The following is a 19594-nucleotide window of genomic DNA, read 5'->3' on the forward strand; positions in this document are numbered from 1 at the left end:
GCCGACCCGCATCATATTTCACCGCAATATTGGCGGTGTTGACCGTGTCGGTRTTCAGCGCCGTCAACGCACCCGCTACGCTGGTTTGTGCAGTGGCTGCCGCTACCGCCCCGGTGCTGCTGATCGCGTTGATCGGCTGACTAAAGCCAGTAATCCCCGTGGCCGACGAGTAAGTGGCGCCGCCACCCAGGGTGTTGGCCGAGGTGTTACCCAGAGTAGTGGTCTGGGTCCCCAGATTATTCACGGCAGTATTGGTGGCAAAGAGTTGGCTGCCATTCACCGCGTCGGTGCTGGTGCCGTTCAAGGCGCCGGCACTCAGGTTGGTGATTTTCACCCCGCCGGCCGGTGCACCTGCACCACCGGTCGCCCCCAAGGTGATGGCGTTGCCGCCGACCGCATCATATTTCACCGCGACGGCGGCGGTATTGGTCACGCTAGTGCTGAGATTGGTCAGTGCCGCGCCGACGTTGGTGCTGGGCAGTAAGCCGGTGCTGGCACCCGTTGCACTAATGGTGTTGGTGGAATAAGTGGGCGCCGTCCATGCCCCGGTGGCCGCATTCAGTGCCGCGCCGCCGCCAAGGGCAGTCGCCGTGTCCTGTCCCACTTTATTCAGTTGACTGACGTTGACGGCGTCAGTCGCATTGGCACCAGCGGCCAGTCCGGTAATCCGACGACCGTTGGCGCCGTTGGCGATGTTCACTTCGCCGCCTGTCGTTGCCGTGCCGCCGACACCATAAGCGGCGGTAGCCAGAGTAGTGCCAGTAGCGGATGAGTTAGAGCCTAGCGCCACGCTATTGGCGGCGGTTACGGATGCAAGAAGCCCGATTGCAACACCGGACGTAGCAGTCGCCGACACCGTTGATTGGCCACCAACAGCGATAGAATCAGCAGCCCCGGCCTGGGCCCCACGGGTTGTGTTACTCCCAATGGCAACGGCACCCGCACCGGACGCTGTGGTGGACTGGGCCGCTGTAAGCGAAGTAGAGCCGGCCGCATTAGAGGCCGCACCACCGATGGCCACGCCATTGAGACCCGTCGCAACGCTACCGTAACCCAAAGCGGTGCTTGCAATACCCGTCGCAGTGGTCTCCATCCCTATAGCAGTGGCCCACCGCCCGGCGCTGGCATAAAAGCCGAATGCTGCTCCACCTTCCCCGCTCACAGCGGAAAAAGCGCCGAAAGCACTGGCTCCAAGGTACCCACTCCCACTGGACCCACCGGTTGCGTTACAACCGAGAATGTTTGATGAATAAGCGCCGCCGCCGAAAGTTGGATCTGTAATTGTCGCATTGAGGGTGGTCCGACCCACTGTATCGGTAGCGGTGCCCGTACATGAGCTAGAAGAAGAATTAGGAAAATACAGGAATGCGTACCCTGGCTCGGACCATCCAACAGTCAGACTCAAAGCAACCGCAAGCACACTCAGTGCACGCGATTTTCCCTTCAATGCACGAAGTGGGTTAAATCCCCGCTTACGCTGCCTTGTCGGCCCACCCTTGGTTTTCTTATTAGCAAGTTCCGAAGCAACTACCCAGCAACACATTGACGTGTTCCAGACAACCGAAAATATTTTATTCATCAATGAACTGGCGTCGAGCCAACCTCCGAAATCGCATCATCCATGGCGTGATGACGTCTGTTTTTAATTCTCAATAGTCGATATAAAAACCGGCTTGCAAACGACGCCTCGCCTCTAAAACAGCCAGGATTCGATCTTCGTTTTACGCAAGCAACAGTAATCACCAAGAAATTAATAGATCGTATTGTCTCGACATCCCACGGGGATTAAGTTAGGAAATTTCCTGCTGTTTGTAGGAAATTTCCTACCTGATGAAAGCCATACAGCCACGTTTAAACACCAACAGAATGATTTCCATGAAACCACGAATGTAAAATTCAATTGTATGGATCAGACGTCGCGCACCATCAGCGCTACCCCTAGCGAGTCTCGACGATGTACAGATGTAAACCATCGGACTGCAGATCAGTGACTTCCATGAAAGGCCTGATCGACTCGCTATCAGTCATTCGTAAAAGAGATGCCTGTACCACGACGGCGAGTGGTAAAGAAATCGGCAAAAATTGCGCACCTTGCCCGTCATAAATCAATGCGTGGCGAATCTGCGGATTACTCCGGCAGAAGCCGTCGATATCGACGTCAACCGCTATAGCCAACGCGCTGCTGATAATCAACAGGTCGAAGGGCTCAAAAGCATTGCCCATCAGAATGACAACGTCCCCAAGTGACTCCACCGGTGCGATCCGGCGATAGCCCAATTGATTAAGCATCTTCTCTATACTCAAACGCTGAAAGCGTTGATCGTCGGCGACAAAAATTCGTAAATAACGATTCGGCATTGTTAATCACTATCACTTTAAATTTTCAAGACGTGCCTCTGGCAAGAGAGCTGACTAAGCATGTGCGCGTAATGCGAGGCCTGATGGGTTTCATGCATGAACGGTCCTGAAAACTTACAAGACACGTACTCGATGAAGTCGATCAACGAGTTACCAGTAATTAACGGCAGCCATTTGCTGAAGATCCAGCCAATTCAATAAACCCGCCGCCGTCATTGGCCGTGCACACAAGTACCCCTGCCCTTGCGTACACCCAAGCTCCAGTAATACCTGACGCTGCTCTTCAGTTTCGATCCCTTCAACCACCACCCTCATGCCCAACGCTTCGCCAAGTGCCAGGGTGCTGCTGATCACCGCGCGGCAACGCGGCTCCTGCTTGAGCCCGCGAACGAACTCGGCGTCGAGTTTGATTTCATTGAATGGCAACTGACACAGGCGTTGCAGCGACGAAAAACCCGCGCCGAAATCATCGATAGACAGACTGCAACCCATCATTCGCAGGCGCACCAGGCTTTCCAGACTCGACGCTGGCGCCTCAAGCAACCCCGTTTCGGTCAGCTCGAACGCCAGCCCTGAGCCGGGCAGTTCATGGGCGCCTAGCATCGTCTTGATCCTGCACGTGAGTTCGGCATTGACCAGTTGCACAGCGTGCAGATTGAAGGCAATGTTTAGCGCAAATCCCTGCTGAAGTGCCTGCCGCTGAAGCCTCAAGCCTTGTTCCAATTGAAAGAACAGCAAGTCATCCATCAACCCGCAACGCTCGACAATCGGCATGAACACCGAGGGCGGCAGTACGCCTTTGAATGGATGATGCCAACGGGCCAAGGCTTCGACACTGCACACTTCACCGGTCAGCAGGTTGAATTTGGGCTGAAAGTAGGTTTGCAACTGTTGGTCGGCAAGCGCCCGACGTACCTCCTCTTCAGTGGCCAACGCAGCAACAGGAGGCACGACTGGCACGTCAATAGCCTCATTCATGTGTTTTGCCAGCAATAGCTGCAGTGCGCCGAATTGCAAAGGCTTGCTGATATTGCCCAGCAACACCATCCCCAACAACGAAACCCACTGCCCCACCGCCCGACGAACATCCAGCGACAGCGAACTGCTGATGATTATCGACCCAGCAAGACGGGATCCGCCCACGCCCTGTAAAAGTTCCAGGCTGTCCACACCGTCCATGCGCAGGTCACACAGGGTGATATCCACCGGACCGACCTGTTCGAGAATCGCGAGGGCTTGTGCGCTATTGCCGGCAACGAACACCTCCTGGCACCCAGACTGCCAAAGCATGTTGACCGCAATCGAGCGATGGAAGGCGTTGGCGCCAAGAACCAGAACGCGCAATGGGAGCATGGGCATGGAAGCGGCTCACAAAAAAGGAATGAGCCAATTGTCCGGGCTTGGACGCTGGGTATCGTTAGGAAATTTCTCCTTAAATGTAGGAAATTTCCCAGCGTCACGACACTTCGGGCATAGCGACATACCGCCAGGCCATGTTTGTTCTTTGCGAAATTTCCTACAGACATTGGATCGCATCCTTCACTAATGTTCAGCACATCATTGAATGCAACTATCGGCCCACTCCTCCAAGACAGATCCGACATGACGAAAGAACGAAAACAACTACGGATACTACTCAGGCGATACGAAGACAATATCAAGCTACTGACCGCGCATAGTGATTCGTGGCGAGGTGAAGATCGCGTCAGAGGCACCGTAACCCTCCAGCACCTGACGCTGCAAATGGAAAAATTGTTGAAGCAACTGAACAAGCGAAGGGGGCTAAACTAGCGGAGTGATGCTGCCCCGTGTTCTGCAATAGTTACTTTTGTCAAAACTCAACCCGGCCGAGATGATCCAGTTTTTATCTCCCCCAAAGCAGCACACAACAACTAACAGGAAATTTGCAGTGATTGGCGAACCTATGCTCGACCCTCGCGAAGCCATTATTTATGACTTGGAAAAGTCCAAGGCGCAGTTTCTTGCAGCGGGTAATTCTATCCAGAACATTCCGACGGGCGTCAGCGGGGTTTATTCAGTACGGCATGTCACGGGTCATCAAAAAACGCAACAAGCCGGACGGGCAAAACTCGCACCTGCCCTGCGCGAGCATGCTTACGCCGGGCGGACCCTCCGGGCGGCTGCCATCGCCATGAAGTTGAGAGTCGATCGCGCGCAGCTGATCGCGAAAGAAAATGGCATTGTTTTCAGCGGCGCATAGCAAATGACTGGGCATCAGGTACTTCCCGCAAACCTCTCACTGGCTATCAACATCTGCAATCAACTGCGATAACACGAAGAGTCGGGATCGCCCCACTCACATCCAGATCTACATTGTCGGATCAGCGATGCACTGCGCCAGCGTTTGTGCCAAACATTCCATCGCCTGCAGTAACGCATCCACCACCTCCGTCAACTCGACAGCGTCCGCTCGTATACAGGCTGCTTCCAACTGCTCGCAGCACAAAATCAAATTGCACGCCTTGATGATTCGCGCGCCGCCTTTGACCCGATGGGCCAGATCGGAAAGAGCCGACAAGTCGTGCTCGCCGAACAGTTTGATCAGCCGCAACATGTCCCCTTCGTTGCTGCTGACTAGATTGCCAAGCAACGTATTGATCGCGGTGCGATCGCCACGGGTCAGTTGCTGCAAACTGCTCAGATCGATGTCGCCCTCGATCTCAAGCACCTTTGCGCCAAGCGGCAATGAGTCAGCGCCGGGCTGTACCAAGGCAAGTCGGGCACTCAAATCACTGAGGCCGATAGGTTTGAACAAACAATCATCCATACCTTCTGCCAGGCAGCGTTCCTTTTCCTCGGACTGGGCATTGGCAGTGAACCCCAGGATCAAGCAAGGTTCAGCGCCCGAAGCTTTTTCCTCGTCACGAATGGCCCGCGTCAGCTCGTAACCGTTCATGACGGGCATGTTGCAATCGGTGATAACCACATCAAAGTTGCCGTTGCGCCAGGCACGCAGACCGTGGGCACCGTCTTCGGCGTCGCTGACACTGTGACCGAGGTAACTCAATTGTTGGGAGAGCAGCAAACGGTTCGCCGGATAATCGTCGATCACCAGGATGTTGAGCAGCCACGCCGGCGACACCAGTTCGGCCGCCGGCAACTCGGCAGCAGGCACGGGTTGCAAGACAAGCAGGTCGAGGCATATATCAATCTGCGTGCCCTTGCCCAGTGCACTGGTCAGTTGCAATTGACCTTGCATCATTTCACACAGAGTACGACTGATAACCAGGCCCAGCCCAGAACCGCCCCGCGCCGACTGGTGATTATTGCTGGCCTGGCCGAAAGGGTTGAACAAAAGCTTCAGATCCGCAGCGGAAATACCGATGCCGGAATCCTTGACTTGCACATGAATCGCCAACCGCTCGCCGCACACGCCGGGCGCAGCCTGCACGCTCAACCGCACCTCGCCTTCGTCGGTAAACTTGATCGCGTTGCTCAGCAGGTTGGAAAGAATCTGTTTGAAGCGCAGCGGATCGATCAACACATCGAGATTGGCCTTGAGGTCGAAATCCAGCAATAGCCGCAAACCTTTTTGTCGTGCCACCCCTTCGAACATACGCACCACCGATTCGACCAACTCCCGCAAGCTGGCTCGTTGCGGGGCCAAAGACAGGCGACCGGACTCAATACGTGCGATATCGAGAATGTCGCCGATCAGGTCCAGCAGCCCCCGCGCAGCGCCAGAGGCGACTTCGATCGCGAACCGGTCCATAACGCCTTGGTCCGCCCTCTTCATCGCCAGCTCGAGCATGCCGATCACGGCATTCATCGGGGTACGGATTTCATGGCTCATGGTTGCCAGGAAGGTGGTCTTCGCCCGGTTGGCGTCATCGGCATTTTTCTTGGCATTCTGCAGTTGCTCCAACAGACGCTGGCGATCGCTGATATCGATCCAGCCGGCAATGATACCGGCGACCACGCCGTCACTTGTGTGATACGGCAACATCCAGTGATACACCGCGTGTGTTGTTCCGTTTTTTCGGGTGATGACGCGATCCTGGATCCATCGCGTACCGTTTTCCATCACCTTCATGTATTCGTCCTGATAGGCCTGAGCGTCGGCATTACTGAGCAATACGCTGTCGGTAATCTGCTTGCCCATGACCGTATCGAGTGAGACCCCGAGCACGTCGAGATAAGCAGTATTGCAACTCACCAGTCGCCCTTGACGGTCACGTACATAAATCGGGTGAGGGGTGCCGTCGATCAAGGCGCGCATGAACGCCATCTGATCATTGAGCGCTAACTCGGCCTTTTCGCGCTTGGATATCAATTGCCGCAAGTACACGATCCAACCCACGGCCACCATCAACAACAATGTGAAAAGGATAAAACCCTGAATGACCGCTGATCTATGTTGCTTCCAGTTTTCACTATCGATCACCACGTCGCGGTGCCAACGGCTTGTTAACTCATCCATTTCTTCCGGAGGAATGCTTTGTAGGGCTTTATCAAGGATCGAATATAGTTCCAGCGCCCCTCGGTCGGTGGCGAAGCCTGTCTGGGACGACTGCAAACCGACGATACCGGCCGCACGCAAGCGGTCGCGGTATTTGCGCAGGATCAAGTAACGTCCGTTGACCAGCGAATTGATGGCACCGTCCACCTCCCCCCTCGCCACCAACGCCATGGCCTCGGCTGAAGTCGTTGTCTCGATCACCTCAATGCCCGGGAAGTTTTTGCTGACGAAATCACGAAGCGCATTACCGCGCCTGAGTGCCAGTTTTTTTCCGACCATGTCCTCCAGTTTTTCTGGATTGCCGAACTCGTCCCGAGTGATCAGGACAAACGGGTTGGTCAGATAAGGCCGAGTGAATCGCAGCTCGCTTTCTCGTTCAGTACTGGGATTGAACGCCGCCATCAGATCGGCATTACCGCCCCTGATCTGCTCGATTAACCTTTCCATCGAGTTATCGCGCAGCACATCGAATTTCAAACCGGTTCGCTGGCTGACCTTGGCCAAAACCTCGGCACTGATGCCCCGGAACTCACCCTGCTCATCGAAGAAAGAGATGGGGGCAAGGGTATCGTTGACCGCCACTCTCAGACGAGGGTGTTTATTCAGCCAACGTTGTTCAGCCGCACTGAACTGAAGTGGGTGATGGTTGGAGATGCTCATGTCACCCGCACTCCAGCGACCCAGGATTGTCGTGCGATCTGTTATTGGGATCACCGCCAACGCGGTATTGACGATGTGCAGCAAACGATGATTGCTCTGACGCACGGCGAAGGAGAAATGCGTGGTGTGCCCATCCGGCAACGTCGTCAGGCGGACATCATTCAGGAAGTATTTATTGACCAGATAGTGGGTACTGATGGCATCACCCAAGTAGGCATCCGCCTGACCAAACGCCACGGCACCGATTGCGCTCTGGGCTGCAGGGTAAAACTTTAGCTCAGCCCCGGGATAGACCGCAGTGACTGTTGCCGTTGGCTGATAGTGCTCAAGCAGGCCCAGGCGACTGCCCGCCAAGTCTGGCGCCAACACCTGGCCGACGCCATTACGGGTTACCAGCGCCGACGGCGCATCCGCATAGGCACTGGTCAGAGCAACCTCTGGATCTGCCGCATCGCAACTATTGGCAGTGCCCACCAGATCCAGCTCACCGAGCCTGAGTGCTTGTATCATCTCGGCTCGAGACTCATAAAGACGAACCTCGATTTTCGTGTGCAAAATAGTGGCCAGCAGTTCGGCATAATCCGCCGTGATTCCCCCGTAATCCTGACCACTGTTGATCATATCAAAAGGCGCATAGTCCGGAGCCGACACGCCCAGGCGCAGTGATCTCTTGTTGCGCAACCAACGCCAGTCCGTATCGTCCAGAACGACGGCATAGCTCTCGCCATTTGAACGGCCGAAGAGGTTCAGCGATTGCACCTCAGCCTGTGCTGTCGAAACACTCCCCAACTGACCGAGCAAAATGACTGCAAGCAGATGGTGACGCAGAAGAGTTTTCATTTAGATCAGATTATTGCGCTTGGCAAAGTCGGCTAGATAAACCACCGACTTCACATTGAGCTTTTCAATCAGACGGGTTTTATACGTACTGACGGTCTTGTTGCTTAACAACATGGCATCGCCGATTTCCTTGTTACTCAGGCCTCGGGCAAGTTGCTGCAAAATCATTAGTTCACGATCGGACAGCCCCCGAATCATCTCCAGTTCAGTGGAATCAATATCGCTTCGGCGTACGGAATTGCCTGCCAGGTTTGGAAAAAACGTATAGCCAGCCATAAGCGCCTTGATCGCTTTGCTCAATTCGCTCAATTCATCGGTTTTCGAGATGTAGCCGGCAGCGCCCGCCTTCATGCAGCGCATGGCATAAAAGGCCGCGGACTGGGAGGTCAATACCAGAATCTTGCTGGATAGCTTCAGCGCGCTAATTCGGTTGATGACTTCCAGCCCGTCCAGGCTTGGAATGGCAATGTCCAGCAGGATAAGTTCAGGGGTATGCAGGCGAGCCAGTTGCACCGCATCCACACCATTATCAGCCTCGGCGATAACTTCGAATTGCTCCCGTTCAAGCAGCACTTTCACAGTCGCCCGAATGAACGGGTGATCGTCTACGACCAACGCTTTATGCATTTGAACCTCTCTGTAATACGCACCGGAAAATACTGGTGACGGAAGGGTCATGCGTCGAAAGAGTATGGATCAAATCACCAACTGATGTAGCCGACATCACTACGTAATCCAGCAGCCATATCGAAATATTTCAGACCCTGCGACCGACGTTTTTAAGCAGGTAATTCAGGGTTTTGTAACCACTGTATGAACCGTTGGGGATCCATTGGACGAGCCAAGTGAAAACCCTGACCAAATGAGCAGCCCATCTCCACTAACCCATCCCGGATAACCTGGCTGCTGACGCCCTCGATCACCAGACTCTTGTTCAGCACCCGGGCCAGCGCCACGGTGCTGGTGACCATCGCCCTGGTGCGCGGATCACCAATGGACCGTACGAGTTGCCCATCGAGTTTGAGTTGGTTGAACGGCAGTTGGCAGAGCAGTGTCAGCGAGGAAAAACCCATGCCGAAATCATCGATCGAAAGGCGGCACCCCATCATGCGCAGGCGCAGCAGATTTTTTCGGGTCACCCGAGGGATGTCGAGCAAACCGTTTTCAGCGACTTCGAACAACAACGTCGATCCCGGGAAGTCATGGCACTTCAAAACGTGATGAATGTGGTCAATCAGGTCATTGCGGGCCAGTTGCGAGGCATGAAGATTGAACGCCAGTTCCAGTTCCAGGCCCGACTGGCGCAAGACACGCAGCAGACTCATCCCTTGTTCTAGCATTTGTTTGAGCATTTCATCGATCAGGTCATAGGCCAGCACAGCTGCCAGAAAGTCTTTGGGCAATAGCAGACCTCTGATCGGGTGTTMCCAACGCGCTAACGCTTCAGCCCCGGCCAATGCGGCGCTGTTCATCTCGAACTTGGGTTGGAACCAGGCTTTGAACTCACCCAAAGCCAGGCCCCGACGGACATCCCTTTCGCTGGGTAGTCGGTACAGCGGTGACGGATCGGCTTCCGGCGACAGGGACCGTTGACCATATTGGTGCAAGATGCTTTGCAGCTTATACAACTGCGTAGGCTTGCTCAGGACACCGAGTAACTGCAACCCCGAAAAGCAGGTCATATGTTCGACTGCGCGGTGCAACTCTGGCTGCAATTCACTGCACAGGGCGACAGCGCGAACCATGCCGTTCTGCCCGACACTGTGTAGAAAGTCCAGGCAGTTAAGGTCGCAGAGCACAATATCAACGCCCCCCATCTGGTGTATTTGCGCCATCGCCACTTCGCTGTTATCAGCCTGCAATATGTCGTTGATGCCCAGACGTTGCAGAGCTGTGACCAACACCCCCCGTCGAAACGAGTGTTTTTCTAAAACGAGAACGCTAGGGGAGTCCATCTTGCCAGTTACCCTGCCGATTACGTGAGGCAGAAATTTTGGCAACTTCATCTAACTGCAAGCGAAGGATTTATCTCCTTGATCTGTAGGAAATTTCCGAGTGTCCGTCCTGGACACCTTGAAGCGGAGATGTCCTCACGTCAGTGATTTATGCGCAACGGATACAGCTGTTCGTCGAACTGCGACAACCGCGGGAATTCCAGCGGTTGTTCATCGTCAAGGTGCTCCAGGCGCAGGCGGTAATCTTCCAGAAACGCCTGGCGCGCCTCATCGCTGATGTAAGGCACATGCCAGGCCACGAACGGTTCCAGCACTTCAAACCCGACGTAGGCCAGCGTGCCGCGCAGGATCGGCCGCAGCATGTCCTGCAGGGGGCCGTGAATCGCATCCTCGCCGAACATATGCTCGCGACCGCCAAGGGTCACGCCCACCAAGGCTTTCTTGCCGCTCAACCCGCCCTGATCGTAAAAACGCTTGCCGCCGTAGCAGACACCGGACACCAGCACCCGGTCGATCCAGCCCTTGAGCATGGCCGGGGCGGAGAACCAGAAAATCGGGAAGTTGAGGATCAGCAAGTCCGCCCACAGCAGTTTGTCGAGTTCCGACTGGATATCCGCCGCCAGCGACTGGCTCTTCACGCCCAAGCGTTGCTCCAGCGCATAGACCAGATACTCCGGGTTCTCCCGCGAAGAAAAGTCATCGGCGCTAGCTACGGGGTTCCAGTTCATTGCGTACAGGTCACTGACCTGGACCTCATGCCCTTGGGCTTCAAGGGTGGCGACAGCCTGGTCACGCAGCGCAGCGGTAAAGGATTTCGGCTCCGGATGGGCGTGGACGATCAGTACTTTCATGGCAATTCCTTGGAGGTTTGCACGCTGTGTGTTCGAAGGCAGTAAAGGGTACGTGGACTCATCGCGAGATCACACCTGGATCGCCTTCACTTCGACAAATTCGTTGAGCCCTTCCTCCCCCCATTCGCGGCCGTTGCCTGATTGTTTGTAACCACCGAACGGCGCCTGATAATTGAACGCCGCACCATTGAGGAAACACTGGCCCGCCCGCAATTGCCGGGCGAGCTGCAAGGCGCGGTCAGCGCTGCCGGCCCAAACACCGCTGGACAGACCGAACGGCGAGTCGTTGGCGATCTGAATCGCCTGTGCCTCATCGGCATAGGGAATCAGGCACAGCACCGGGCCGAAGATTTCTTCCTGAGCGATGCGCATCCGGTTGTCGACATCGGCGAACAGCGTCGGGCTGACGTAGTAACCGCGCTCGAACGCCTGCGCCGTGTCACCGCCACACACCAGCCGCGCGCCTTCCTGCTGACCGACCTGAATGTAGTCGCGCACGGTACGCCGTTGGGCCGCCGAACACATCGGCCCGAGGAAGCTGTGCGGGTCGAGCGGATCGCCCATGCGCAAACTCAAGGTTTCTGCCAGCGCCAGCTCCACCGCCTCGGCGTAACGGCTGGCCGGCAGCAACATGCGGGTCAACGCGGTACAGGTCTGCCCGGAGTTGATCATCACGTCCTGCACACCGTAGCGCACCGCGGCGGCCAGGTCCGCGTCCTCGGCAATCAGCAGCGGCGACTTGCCGCCCAGCTCCAGGCAGACGCGCTTCACCGACGGTGCCGCTGCTTGCGCCACTCGCACGCCGGCGCCGGTGGAACCGGTGAACGACACCATGTCCACGTCCGGGTGTTTAGCCAGTGCTTCACCGACCTTCGAACCCGGCCCGCTGACAAGGTTGAACACCCCGGCCGGCAAGCCGATGGCCTCGATCATCTGCGCCAGTAAAAACGCGTGCAGCGGGGTTTCCTGACTCGGCTTGACCACCACCGTGCAACCAGCGGCCAGCGCCGGTGCGAGCTTGCCGATCAGTTGATGCAGCGGGTAGTTCCATGGATTGATGAAGGCGCAGACGCCCACCGGTTCGCGAATCACCAGCGAATTGCCGACCTCGCGCACTTCATCCATCAAGCCGGCGAGTTCGACGTATTGCTCCAGCCCGATGATTGGCCCGTCCACCTGAACCGAACGGCACCATTGCACCGGCATTCCCAGTTCGGCGGTGATCACCGCCGCCATTTCGTCGGCCCGTGCGCGCAACTGCTCGGCAAGGGCTCGGATGTAGCCGGCGCGTACGCTGGATGGTGTCCGCGACCAAGTACTGAAAGCCCGACGTGCTGCGGCCACGGCGTTCTCGACATCGCGCTCATTACCCAATGGCACCGAACCTGCCACTTCCTCGGTGGCCGGGTTGATCACCTCGGCGATGCCCTGCCCCGACGGCATTTGCCAGCGACCATCAATAAACAGCGCCGTGTGGTTATGCATGGAGTTGGGCCTCCATCAGTTCACTGGCACACCGGGCAATCCGCTGGCAGGCATCGCGCAACGGTTCTGCTCCCACCACCAGTCCCAGACGAATATGCCCGGCAGCACTCGGGCCGAACGCTTCACCGGCCAGCACCGACACGCCATGCCGGTCGAGCAAACGATCGGCGAACGCCTGGGCGCTAAGCCCGGTTTCGCGAATATCGACCATCACGAACATCCCGCCATCCGGCTTCAACGGCCGCACACCGGGACAATCGGCCAGGGATTCGCAGACCAGGTCGCGGCGCTGGCGATAGGCATCGCGCATGGCGGCCAGCTCCGGCAAGTTGCTTTCCAGCGCCACGACGGCGGCGTCCTGAACGAAGTCCGGCGAGCCGTAAAGCATGCACAGCGCGAGGTTCTCCAGATGCGCCGCGAGGGATGGCGGCGCCACCACCCAGCCGACGCGCCAACCGGTCATGGCGTGGGATTTCGACAGGCTGTTGAGCGTCGCGGTGCGCTCGGCCATGCCTGGCAAACTGGCCGGGCTGACGTGTTCGCCCTCAAACAGCAGCTCGCTGTAGACCTCATCGGAAATCAGCCATAGGTCGTGGGCGATGCACAGTTCGGCCAACGCCTGCCAGGTGGTGCGCGGCAGGCTGGCGCCCGACGGGTTGTGCGGGCTGTTCAGCGCCAGCGCCCGAGTGCGCGGGGTGATGCGGGCGGCAACGTCTTCGGGCAGTACCCGAAAACCGTTCTCGGAACGCACCGGCACCGGAATCACCACAGCGCCGCAAGCACCGAACACCGCTTCATAAGTGACGTACATCGGCTCGGCGACAATCACTTCATCGCCCGGGTTGAGCACGCACTGGGCGACGCTGAACAGCGCACATTGCGCCCCGGCCAGCACCGTGACCTGATCGGCCGAAACCTGCTGGCCGCTGCGTTGCTGATGACGCTTGGCGATGCTTTCACGCAGCGTGCGTTTACCACGCACTTCGGCGTAGTGGGTGTTGCCGGACAACAGGCTGTCGATAGCCGCCTGCACGATCGGCACCGGGGTATCGAAATCCGGGTCGCCTACCGACAGCAGCAGAATGTCTTCGCCCCGTTCTTGCAGCGCCAGTGCGCGGTAATGAATGTCCCAGGCGGCGGCGCCGTCACCGGCGATACGTTGAGTCAGATCGGAAAAGCGCATGGCCCCATCCCCTTTTAAAAAAGCCCCGCAACAATGTTTGAAAGTCAGTGCGCGCACGCATGCTTGAGTTCGATCAGGGTCACGCCGTTGCGTTTGAAGCCGTGGCGCAAATCGGTTTGCAGCTCAGCCAGACTCTGCGGCTGGCTCACGCTGCAGCCGAACGCCCGGCCAAGGGCGGCGAAGTCCGGGTTGCGCGGCAGTACGCCAATCGGTTCGATATCCAGCCCGAGCATGTCGTCGCGAATCTGCCCCAGCGCGTCGTTGTTCCACAGCAGCACCACCAGCGGGCTGTCCAGCTCCTCGACGGCAGTCGCCAGCTCCTGCGCGGTGTAGAGAAAACCGCCATCGCCAACCAGCACCAGCCCTGGCCGTTGCGGCGCACCGAACTTGGCGCCGATTCCCGCCGGCAAGCCATACCCCAGCGTGCCGTAGCCGGTCGGATGCAGCCAACTACGCGGCGCCAGGCTGTTGAAGGCGTAGTTGCCGGTGTAGGCCAGTTGGGTCATGTCGGTGCTGATGAACGCGTTGTCCGGCAGCTCAGCGGCGATACGCTCAAGAATCGCCTGATGAATCGACTGTAACGGACCGTGGCCGGCCTGCACCGCTTCTCGCAAAGCAGCCACTGCCGCTATAGGCGCACTGGCATCGCGGGTGTCGGGCGACAGGCGCTCCAGCAACGCCGCCAGGGTTTGTTGCGCATCGCCCTGCAACGCCACCACGCATGGGTAGAAGTCGTTGAACTTGCGCGGATCGATGTCCACGCGCAGCAGTTCGGCATTCAGCGGCAGGCGCTYGCGCCAGAAGTCGGTGTCGGCCATTTCGGTGCCGACGGCCAGCACCACGTCGGCTTCGGCGATCAGTTGCCAACCCGGTTCCACGCACAGGGTCGAGCCGGCATTGAGCGGCGCATCCGGCGGCAACAAGCCTTTGCCGGCGACGCTGGTGAAAAACGGCGCAGCCAGCCGGGTGCTAATGCTCTGAAGTTCTTGCGCCGCGTTCAGCGCGCCGCCACCGGCAATGATCATCGGACGCTTGGCCGCCTGCAGCTTGGCCACCGCTTGATCCAGCGCAGTCGCTGCCGGTACGCCGCGTCCGGGGCGACGCACCACTTCATGACTCCAGTCGCGAGAGACCTGCGCTGACAGCACATCCAGCGGCACAGAGATGTGTACCGGCCGTGGCCGTTCGCTGTCGAACACCGCATAGGCACGGGCGATTAGCTCCGGCAGGTCCTCGGTGCTCAGCGCCACCGCCGAGAACGCGGTGATCGGCGCAGTCATGGCGCGCTGGTCCTGGGTTTCGTGCAGGCAACCCCAGCCCTTGCCGAGGCTGGCGGTGTGGTTGACGCTGGAAATCACCAGCATCGGAATCGAGTCGGCATAAGCCTGACCGATGCCGGTCGCGGCGTTGGTCACGCCCGGCCCGGTGATAATGAAGCACACGCCGGGTTTGCCGCTGACCCGCGCATAACCGTCGGCCATGAAACTGGCGCCTTGCTCGTGTCGGGTCAACACGTGGCGAATGCCGCTGCCGGGCAGGCCGCGATACAGCTCCAGAGTGTGCACCCCGGGAATCCCGAATACGGTATCGACGCCGTAGTTGGCCAGCAGACGTACCAGCGCCTGGCCGCCGGTCAAAGTCGTGGTTTGCATGTTCATATCCTCACTTGTGGCCGAGGCGAATCAACGCATCGACCGCTGTCGTGCCGTGGGCACCGACCAACAATGGGTTCACATCGAGTTCCAGCAACTGCCCGGCGTTTTCGCAGGCGTAATCGGCCACGGCACGAATCGCCGCCACCAATGCGTCCAGATCTGCCGCTTCACGACCGCGAAAACCTTGCAGCAACGCGGCACTGCGCAGACTCAACAACGCCTTGCGAATCGCGCCATCGGTGGTCGGCAGCAGCAGACTGCGGCTGTCCTTGAGCAACTCCACCAGAATCCCGCCGGCACCGATCACCAAGGCCAGGCCAAAGTCGTTTTCTCGCTTGATGCCGACGATCAGTTCGGCCAGTAGCGATGTAGCCATGGGCTCCAGCAGCACCCGATCGAACGGCACATTCGGTGCGTAATCGGCAATGCTCGAACGCATCTTTTCCAGCGCGGCACTCAGAGCCGCGCCATCCTTGAGGTTGAGCGCCACGGCGCCGGCTTCGGTTTTGTGCGGCAATTGCGCGCTGAGCGCCTTCAGCACCAAGGGATAACCCAGCACATCGGCGTCATTCAGCGCCTGGTCCGGGGTGCTCAGCACGCCGTTTGGAGTCGGCAGGCCAAACGCACGCAAGGCCTGTTTGGAGTCCCACTCATTGAGCAACTGGCCTTCACCGTCCAGCGCCTGCGGACACAGCGGCACCAGCGCCGATTCACCAAGGGCCAGCAACGCCTGGCGATTGCGCTGATAACCGGCGATTCGGCCCCACGCAGCCAGCCCGTCTTCAACGCCTTGCAACGCAGCCACACCTTGAGCGTGCAACCGCTCGCGGGCACTGGCCGGTAACAGTTCGGGAAAGGCCGAGGTGACGAAACCGGTCTTGCCGTGACGGACCAACGCCTGGCAGTACAGCTCAAGCAGCAAGTCGCACTCTTTGCGCTCGCCGGTGAACTCCGCCGGATAGTCCAGCACCAGCATCGCCGCATCGGCTTCAGTGCGCAGGGCGCTGTCGAGCATGCGGTTCAAGGCCTCACCGTCGCCCCAAATGGCCGTGGTGAAATCCAGCGGATTGACCAGGTTGGCGTAGCTCGGCAACACCTGCGCCAGCTCATCGGTTTGACGCTCATCAAGCTTGGGCAGGCTCAGGTCGTTACGTTCGGCATAGTCGGCAATCAGCCCCGCATCGCCGCCCGAACAGGCCAGCGCAATCAGGCTGTTGCCCGCCGGCAGCTTGCCGCACGCCGCAGCCTTGAGGGTTTCGACAAAACTCACCGGGCCACTGACGCGGATCACCCCAAGCCGTGCAAACAGGCTGTCGTACAGCGTATCGGAGCCCGATAGCGAGCTGGTGTGACTGAGGGCCAGTTCGGCACCGATCTGCGACACGCCGGTTTTCAAGGCGATAATCGGAATGCCCTTCTCCAGCGCCTTGTGCGCCGCACGGGCGAAACCGGGAACATTTTTCAGACCCTCCAGATGCAAGCCGATGGCAGTGACCCGAGGCTCGTCGAGCAACACGTCCATCAATTCGGCAATACCGAGTTGCGCCTGATTGCCGACCGAGGCCATGTAAGCCACCGGCAGCGAACGATCGCTCATCGACAGGTTGTAAGCGAAGTTGCCGCTCTGGGTCAGCACCGCAACGCCCTGCTCCACCGGCTTTCCGCCGTGAGCCACCGGCCACAACGCCGCACTGTGCAGATAATCCAGCAAGCCGTAGCAGTTAGGTCCGAGCAGGGCCATGTTGCCGGCAACCTTCAGTAACTGTTGTTGCAGTGCCTGACCTTCAGCACCGATCTCGGCAAAACCGGAGGCGTAGCAAATCACCCCGCCCGCACCTTTGGCGGCCAGTTCGGCGACGCAGGTCAGGGTCAGTTCACGGTTGGTCGCAACGAACACCGCGTCCGGACCGCACGGCAGTTCGGCGATGCTGCGCACACACGGCACGCCTTCAAGGCTTTCATGTCGCGGGTTAACCAGCCACAGTTGCCCAAAGTAGCCACCTTCAGCGCAACGCTTGAGGGCCCGAGCCATGCTGCGGCCACCGACAAACGCCAGATGGCGCGGCGCGAGCAGGCGTTTGAGATTGTCACGAATCGTCTGGGACATCGGTATTCTCCGGGGCGATCAGCGCAACAGCGGCCGCAGCAGTTCGCGGGAAATGATGTGGCGCTGGATTTCCGAAGTGCCCTCCCAGATCCGCTCGATCCGCGCGTTACGCCAGATGCGCTCCACCGGCCCTTCATCCATCAGGCCCATGCCACCAAAAATCTGCACCGCCTCATCGGCCGCCCGACCGAGCACTTCACTGGCGAACAGCTTGGCCATTCCGGCCTCGCCATCGGTCATCGTGCCTTGATCCATCTTCCACGCCGTGTGCAAGGTCAGCAGTTCAGCCGCGCGGATCTGCGTGGCCATGTCGGCCAACTTGAACGACACACCCTGATAGGTGCCGATTGGCTGGCCGAACTGCTTGCGATCCGCGGCCCATTGCAATGACACGTCGAGTGCACGCTGGGCCTGACCAACGCAGTTGGCCGCGACCATCACCCGCCCGGCCGTCAGCCAGGCGTTGGCCACTTCCCAACCCTTGCCGACTTCGCCGAGTACTTTGGAGGCCGGTACGCGGCAATCGTCGAAGAACATTTCGAAGGTGTGGTAACCGCGGTTGCTCACGCACTTCGGCCCACGGCGAATGGTCATACCCGGGGTGTCGCGATCTACCAGGAACGAGGTCACCGCGTTGCGCTTGCGGCCGTTGTGTTCGTAGGTGTCGGTGACTGCGAAAACGATGGCGAAATCGGCGTGCCCGGCGTGGCTGATGAAGTGCTTGCTGCCGTTCAGCACGAAGTCATCACCGTCACGCACCGCACGGGTCTTGATCGCGTTGGCATCGGAACCGGCGCCCGGTTCGGTCAGCGCGAAGCAGTCGATCTTCTCGCCCTGAATGCACGGCAGCAGGTAATCGTTGATTTGCTGGCCGGTGCAGGCCATGAGGATTTTCGACGGCCGAGCGACAAACACATGCAGCGCCCAGGAAACCTTGGACAGCTCCCGCTCGATCAGCGCCTGGGACAGGTAATCGAGACCGCCGCCACCGACTTCTTCAGGCATGTTGAAGGCATAGAAGCCCGCCGCGATGGCCTTGCCGCGAATCTGTGCCGCCAGCTCCGGGGAGACTTCGTCGGCACGATCGACCGCTTCTTCATGGGGCAGCAGTTCCTTGGCGACAAAGCTGCGGACCGCGTCCACCAACATTTCTTGTTCTTGGGTCAGCTGGAAATTCATGGTGTTACCTGTTGTTCGTTCACTGAATAGATGAGCGGCGTGGGTCTACTTGCCGACAAACTGTGGCGGACGCTTTTCCATGGCCGCGCGCAAAGCTTCGGCGCCGTCTTCGCTGCGACCGCAGAGCAAGCCCGCCGCCAGTTCGGCTTGCAGTTGTTCCGGCAGGCTGCGCTGGGCACCTTCGCGCATGAGCTTCTTGGTCTGGGCAAACGCGAAGGTCGGGCCGTTGGCCAGGCGCGTGGCCAATTCATTGGCGGCGCCGAGCAGTTGTTCGTCAGCGCAGACTTCGCTGACCAGTCCCGCTGCCAAGGCGCGATCGGCGCCCCACAACTCGTCGAGAAACAGCAGGCGTTTGGCTTGTTCGGTACCGATCAGCCGTGGCAGATGCCAGCTGGCACCGGCGTCCGGCGAATACGCCATGCTGGTGTAGCCGGCCTTGAACCGCGTCGATTGCCCGGCGATGCGCAGGTCGCAGCACAGCGTCAGGTCCATCCCGGCGCCGACGGCAGTGCCGTTGATCGCTGCGATGGTTGGTTTGTCCAGGCTGTACAGCCGGCTCATCAGCGCATGGGCGGTTTCGGTCCAGCCGTAGCTTTCCAGCGCTCCACGGGCTTCGGCTTCGGCCCACTCGGCAAGGTCGGCGCCGGCGCAGAAACTGCGGCCGCTACCGGTCAATACAACAACCCGAACGGCCGGGTCGGCATTGAAGTCATCCAGTAAGGCGTGAAGATTTTTCAGGGTTGGAATGTCCAGCGCATTGCGCTGTGCAGTGCGATTGAGGGTGATCCAGGCAACGCCCGCTTCGACCTGACTGAGCAGAGAAGATTGAGTAGTCATGCGA

Annotated in this window: 13 protein-coding genes and 2 pseudogenes; 1 reads left to right on the forward strand and 14 read right to left on the reverse strand. The window is 58.7% G+C overall.

Translation table 11 applies throughout. The annotated features are described in order from the left end of the window. From AC1DHT_RS15125 to AC1DHT_RS15140, 4 genes and pseudogenes are all read right to left on the reverse strand, one after another. Nucleotides 1-700, reverse strand: a pseudogene (locus tag AC1DHT_RS15125) (hypothetical protein); the annotation flags it as partial. Nucleotides 701-781: 81 nt separating this feature from the next. Further along, nucleotides 782-1579: pseudogene (locus tag AC1DHT_RS15130) on the reverse strand (ESPR-type extended signal peptide-containing protein); the annotation flags it as partial. Between the two features lie 359 nt (nt 1580-1938). Beyond that, complete coding sequence (locus AC1DHT_RS15135; RefSeq protein WP_427546435.1) at nt 1939-2358, reverse strand: response regulator; 420 nt, start codon at nt 2356-2358, stop codon at nt 1939-1941. A 150-nt stretch (nt 2359-2508) separates the two neighbouring features. Continuing rightward, complete coding sequence (locus AC1DHT_RS15140; protein ID WP_427546432.1) at nt 2509-3717, reverse strand: EAL domain-containing response regulator; 1209 nt, start codon at nt 3715-3717, stop codon at nt 2509-2511. 469 nt (nt 3718-4186) lie between these two features. Here AC1DHT_RS15140 and AC1DHT_RS15145 point away from each other — a divergent pair, with 469 nt between their 5' ends. After that, the gene (locus tag AC1DHT_RS15145; RefSeq protein WP_427546429.1) at nt 4187-4579 is read left to right on the forward strand and encodes a hypothetical protein; all 393 of its coding nucleotides are present in this window, start codon (nt 4187-4189) and stop codon (nt 4577-4579) included. Nucleotides 4580-4687: 108 nt separating this feature from the next. Here the strand turns inward: AC1DHT_RS15145 and AC1DHT_RS15150 are convergent, their stop codons facing one another. From AC1DHT_RS15150 to AC1DHT_RS15195, 10 genes are all read right to left on the reverse strand, one after another. Continuing rightward, nucleotides 4688-8338: a transporter substrate-binding domain-containing protein gene (locus AC1DHT_RS15150; RefSeq protein ID WP_427546427.1), complete on the reverse strand. Its 3651-nt coding sequence runs from the start codon at nt 8336-8338 to the stop codon at nt 4688-4690. Then, on the reverse strand, nt 8339-8965 hold the full coding sequence (locus tag AC1DHT_RS15155; RefSeq protein ID WP_427546424.1) for a response regulator: 627 nt from the start codon (nt 8963-8965) through the stop codon (nt 8339-8341). It abuts the gene before it with no gap. Nucleotides 8966-9117: 152 nt separating this feature from the next. After that, nucleotides 9118-10242, reverse strand: coding sequence for an EAL domain-containing response regulator (locus AC1DHT_RS15160; protein ID WP_477761387.1), 1125 nt, complete (start codon nt 10240-10242; stop codon nt 9118-9120). A 191-nt stretch (nt 10243-10433) separates the two neighbouring features. Next, nucleotides 10434-11144: an NAD(P)H-dependent oxidoreductase gene (locus tag AC1DHT_RS15165; protein WP_477761388.1), complete on the reverse strand. Its 711-nt coding sequence runs from the start codon at nt 11142-11144 to the stop codon at nt 10434-10436. A 69-nt stretch (nt 11145-11213) separates the two neighbouring features. Next, nucleotides 11214-12629, reverse strand: coding sequence for an aldehyde dehydrogenase family protein (locus AC1DHT_RS15170; RefSeq protein WP_427546415.1), 1416 nt, complete (start codon nt 12627-12629; stop codon nt 11214-11216). Continuing rightward, complete coding sequence (locus AC1DHT_RS15175) at nt 12622-13812, reverse strand: pyridoxal phosphate-dependent aminotransferase (protein ID WP_427546412.1); 1191 nt, start codon at nt 13810-13812, stop codon at nt 12622-12624. Before AC1DHT_RS15175 ends, AC1DHT_RS15170 begins: the two co-directional genes overlap by 8 nt. Nucleotides 13813-13856: 44 nt before the next feature. Then, entirely contained in the window at nt 13857-15464 is a 1608-nt protein-coding gene (locus AC1DHT_RS15180; protein WP_477761389.1) for a 5-guanidino-2-oxopentanoate decarboxylase, read from the reverse strand. Between the two features lie 10 nt (nt 15465-15474). Further along, complete coding sequence (locus AC1DHT_RS15185; RefSeq protein ID WP_427546406.1) at nt 15475-17574, reverse strand: acetate--CoA ligase family protein; 2100 nt, start codon at nt 17572-17574, stop codon at nt 15475-15477. Nucleotides 17575-17592: 18 nt separating this feature from the next. Continuing rightward, nucleotides 17593-18753 carry an acyl-CoA dehydrogenase family protein gene (locus AC1DHT_RS15190; protein WP_054597340.1) on the reverse strand — a complete coding sequence of 387 codons (1161 nt, stop codon included), beginning with the start codon at nt 18751-18753 and terminating at the stop codon, nt 17593-17595. Nucleotides 18754-18798: 45 nt separating this feature from the next. After that, nucleotides 18799-19590: an enoyl-CoA hydratase/isomerase family protein gene (locus AC1DHT_RS15195; RefSeq protein ID WP_427546402.1), complete on the reverse strand. Its 792-nt coding sequence runs from the start codon at nt 19588-19590 to the stop codon at nt 18799-18801. Nucleotides 19591-19594 lie beyond the last annotated feature (4 nt).

This window comes from Pseudomonas sp. 05N432 (genome assembly GCF_056396945.1).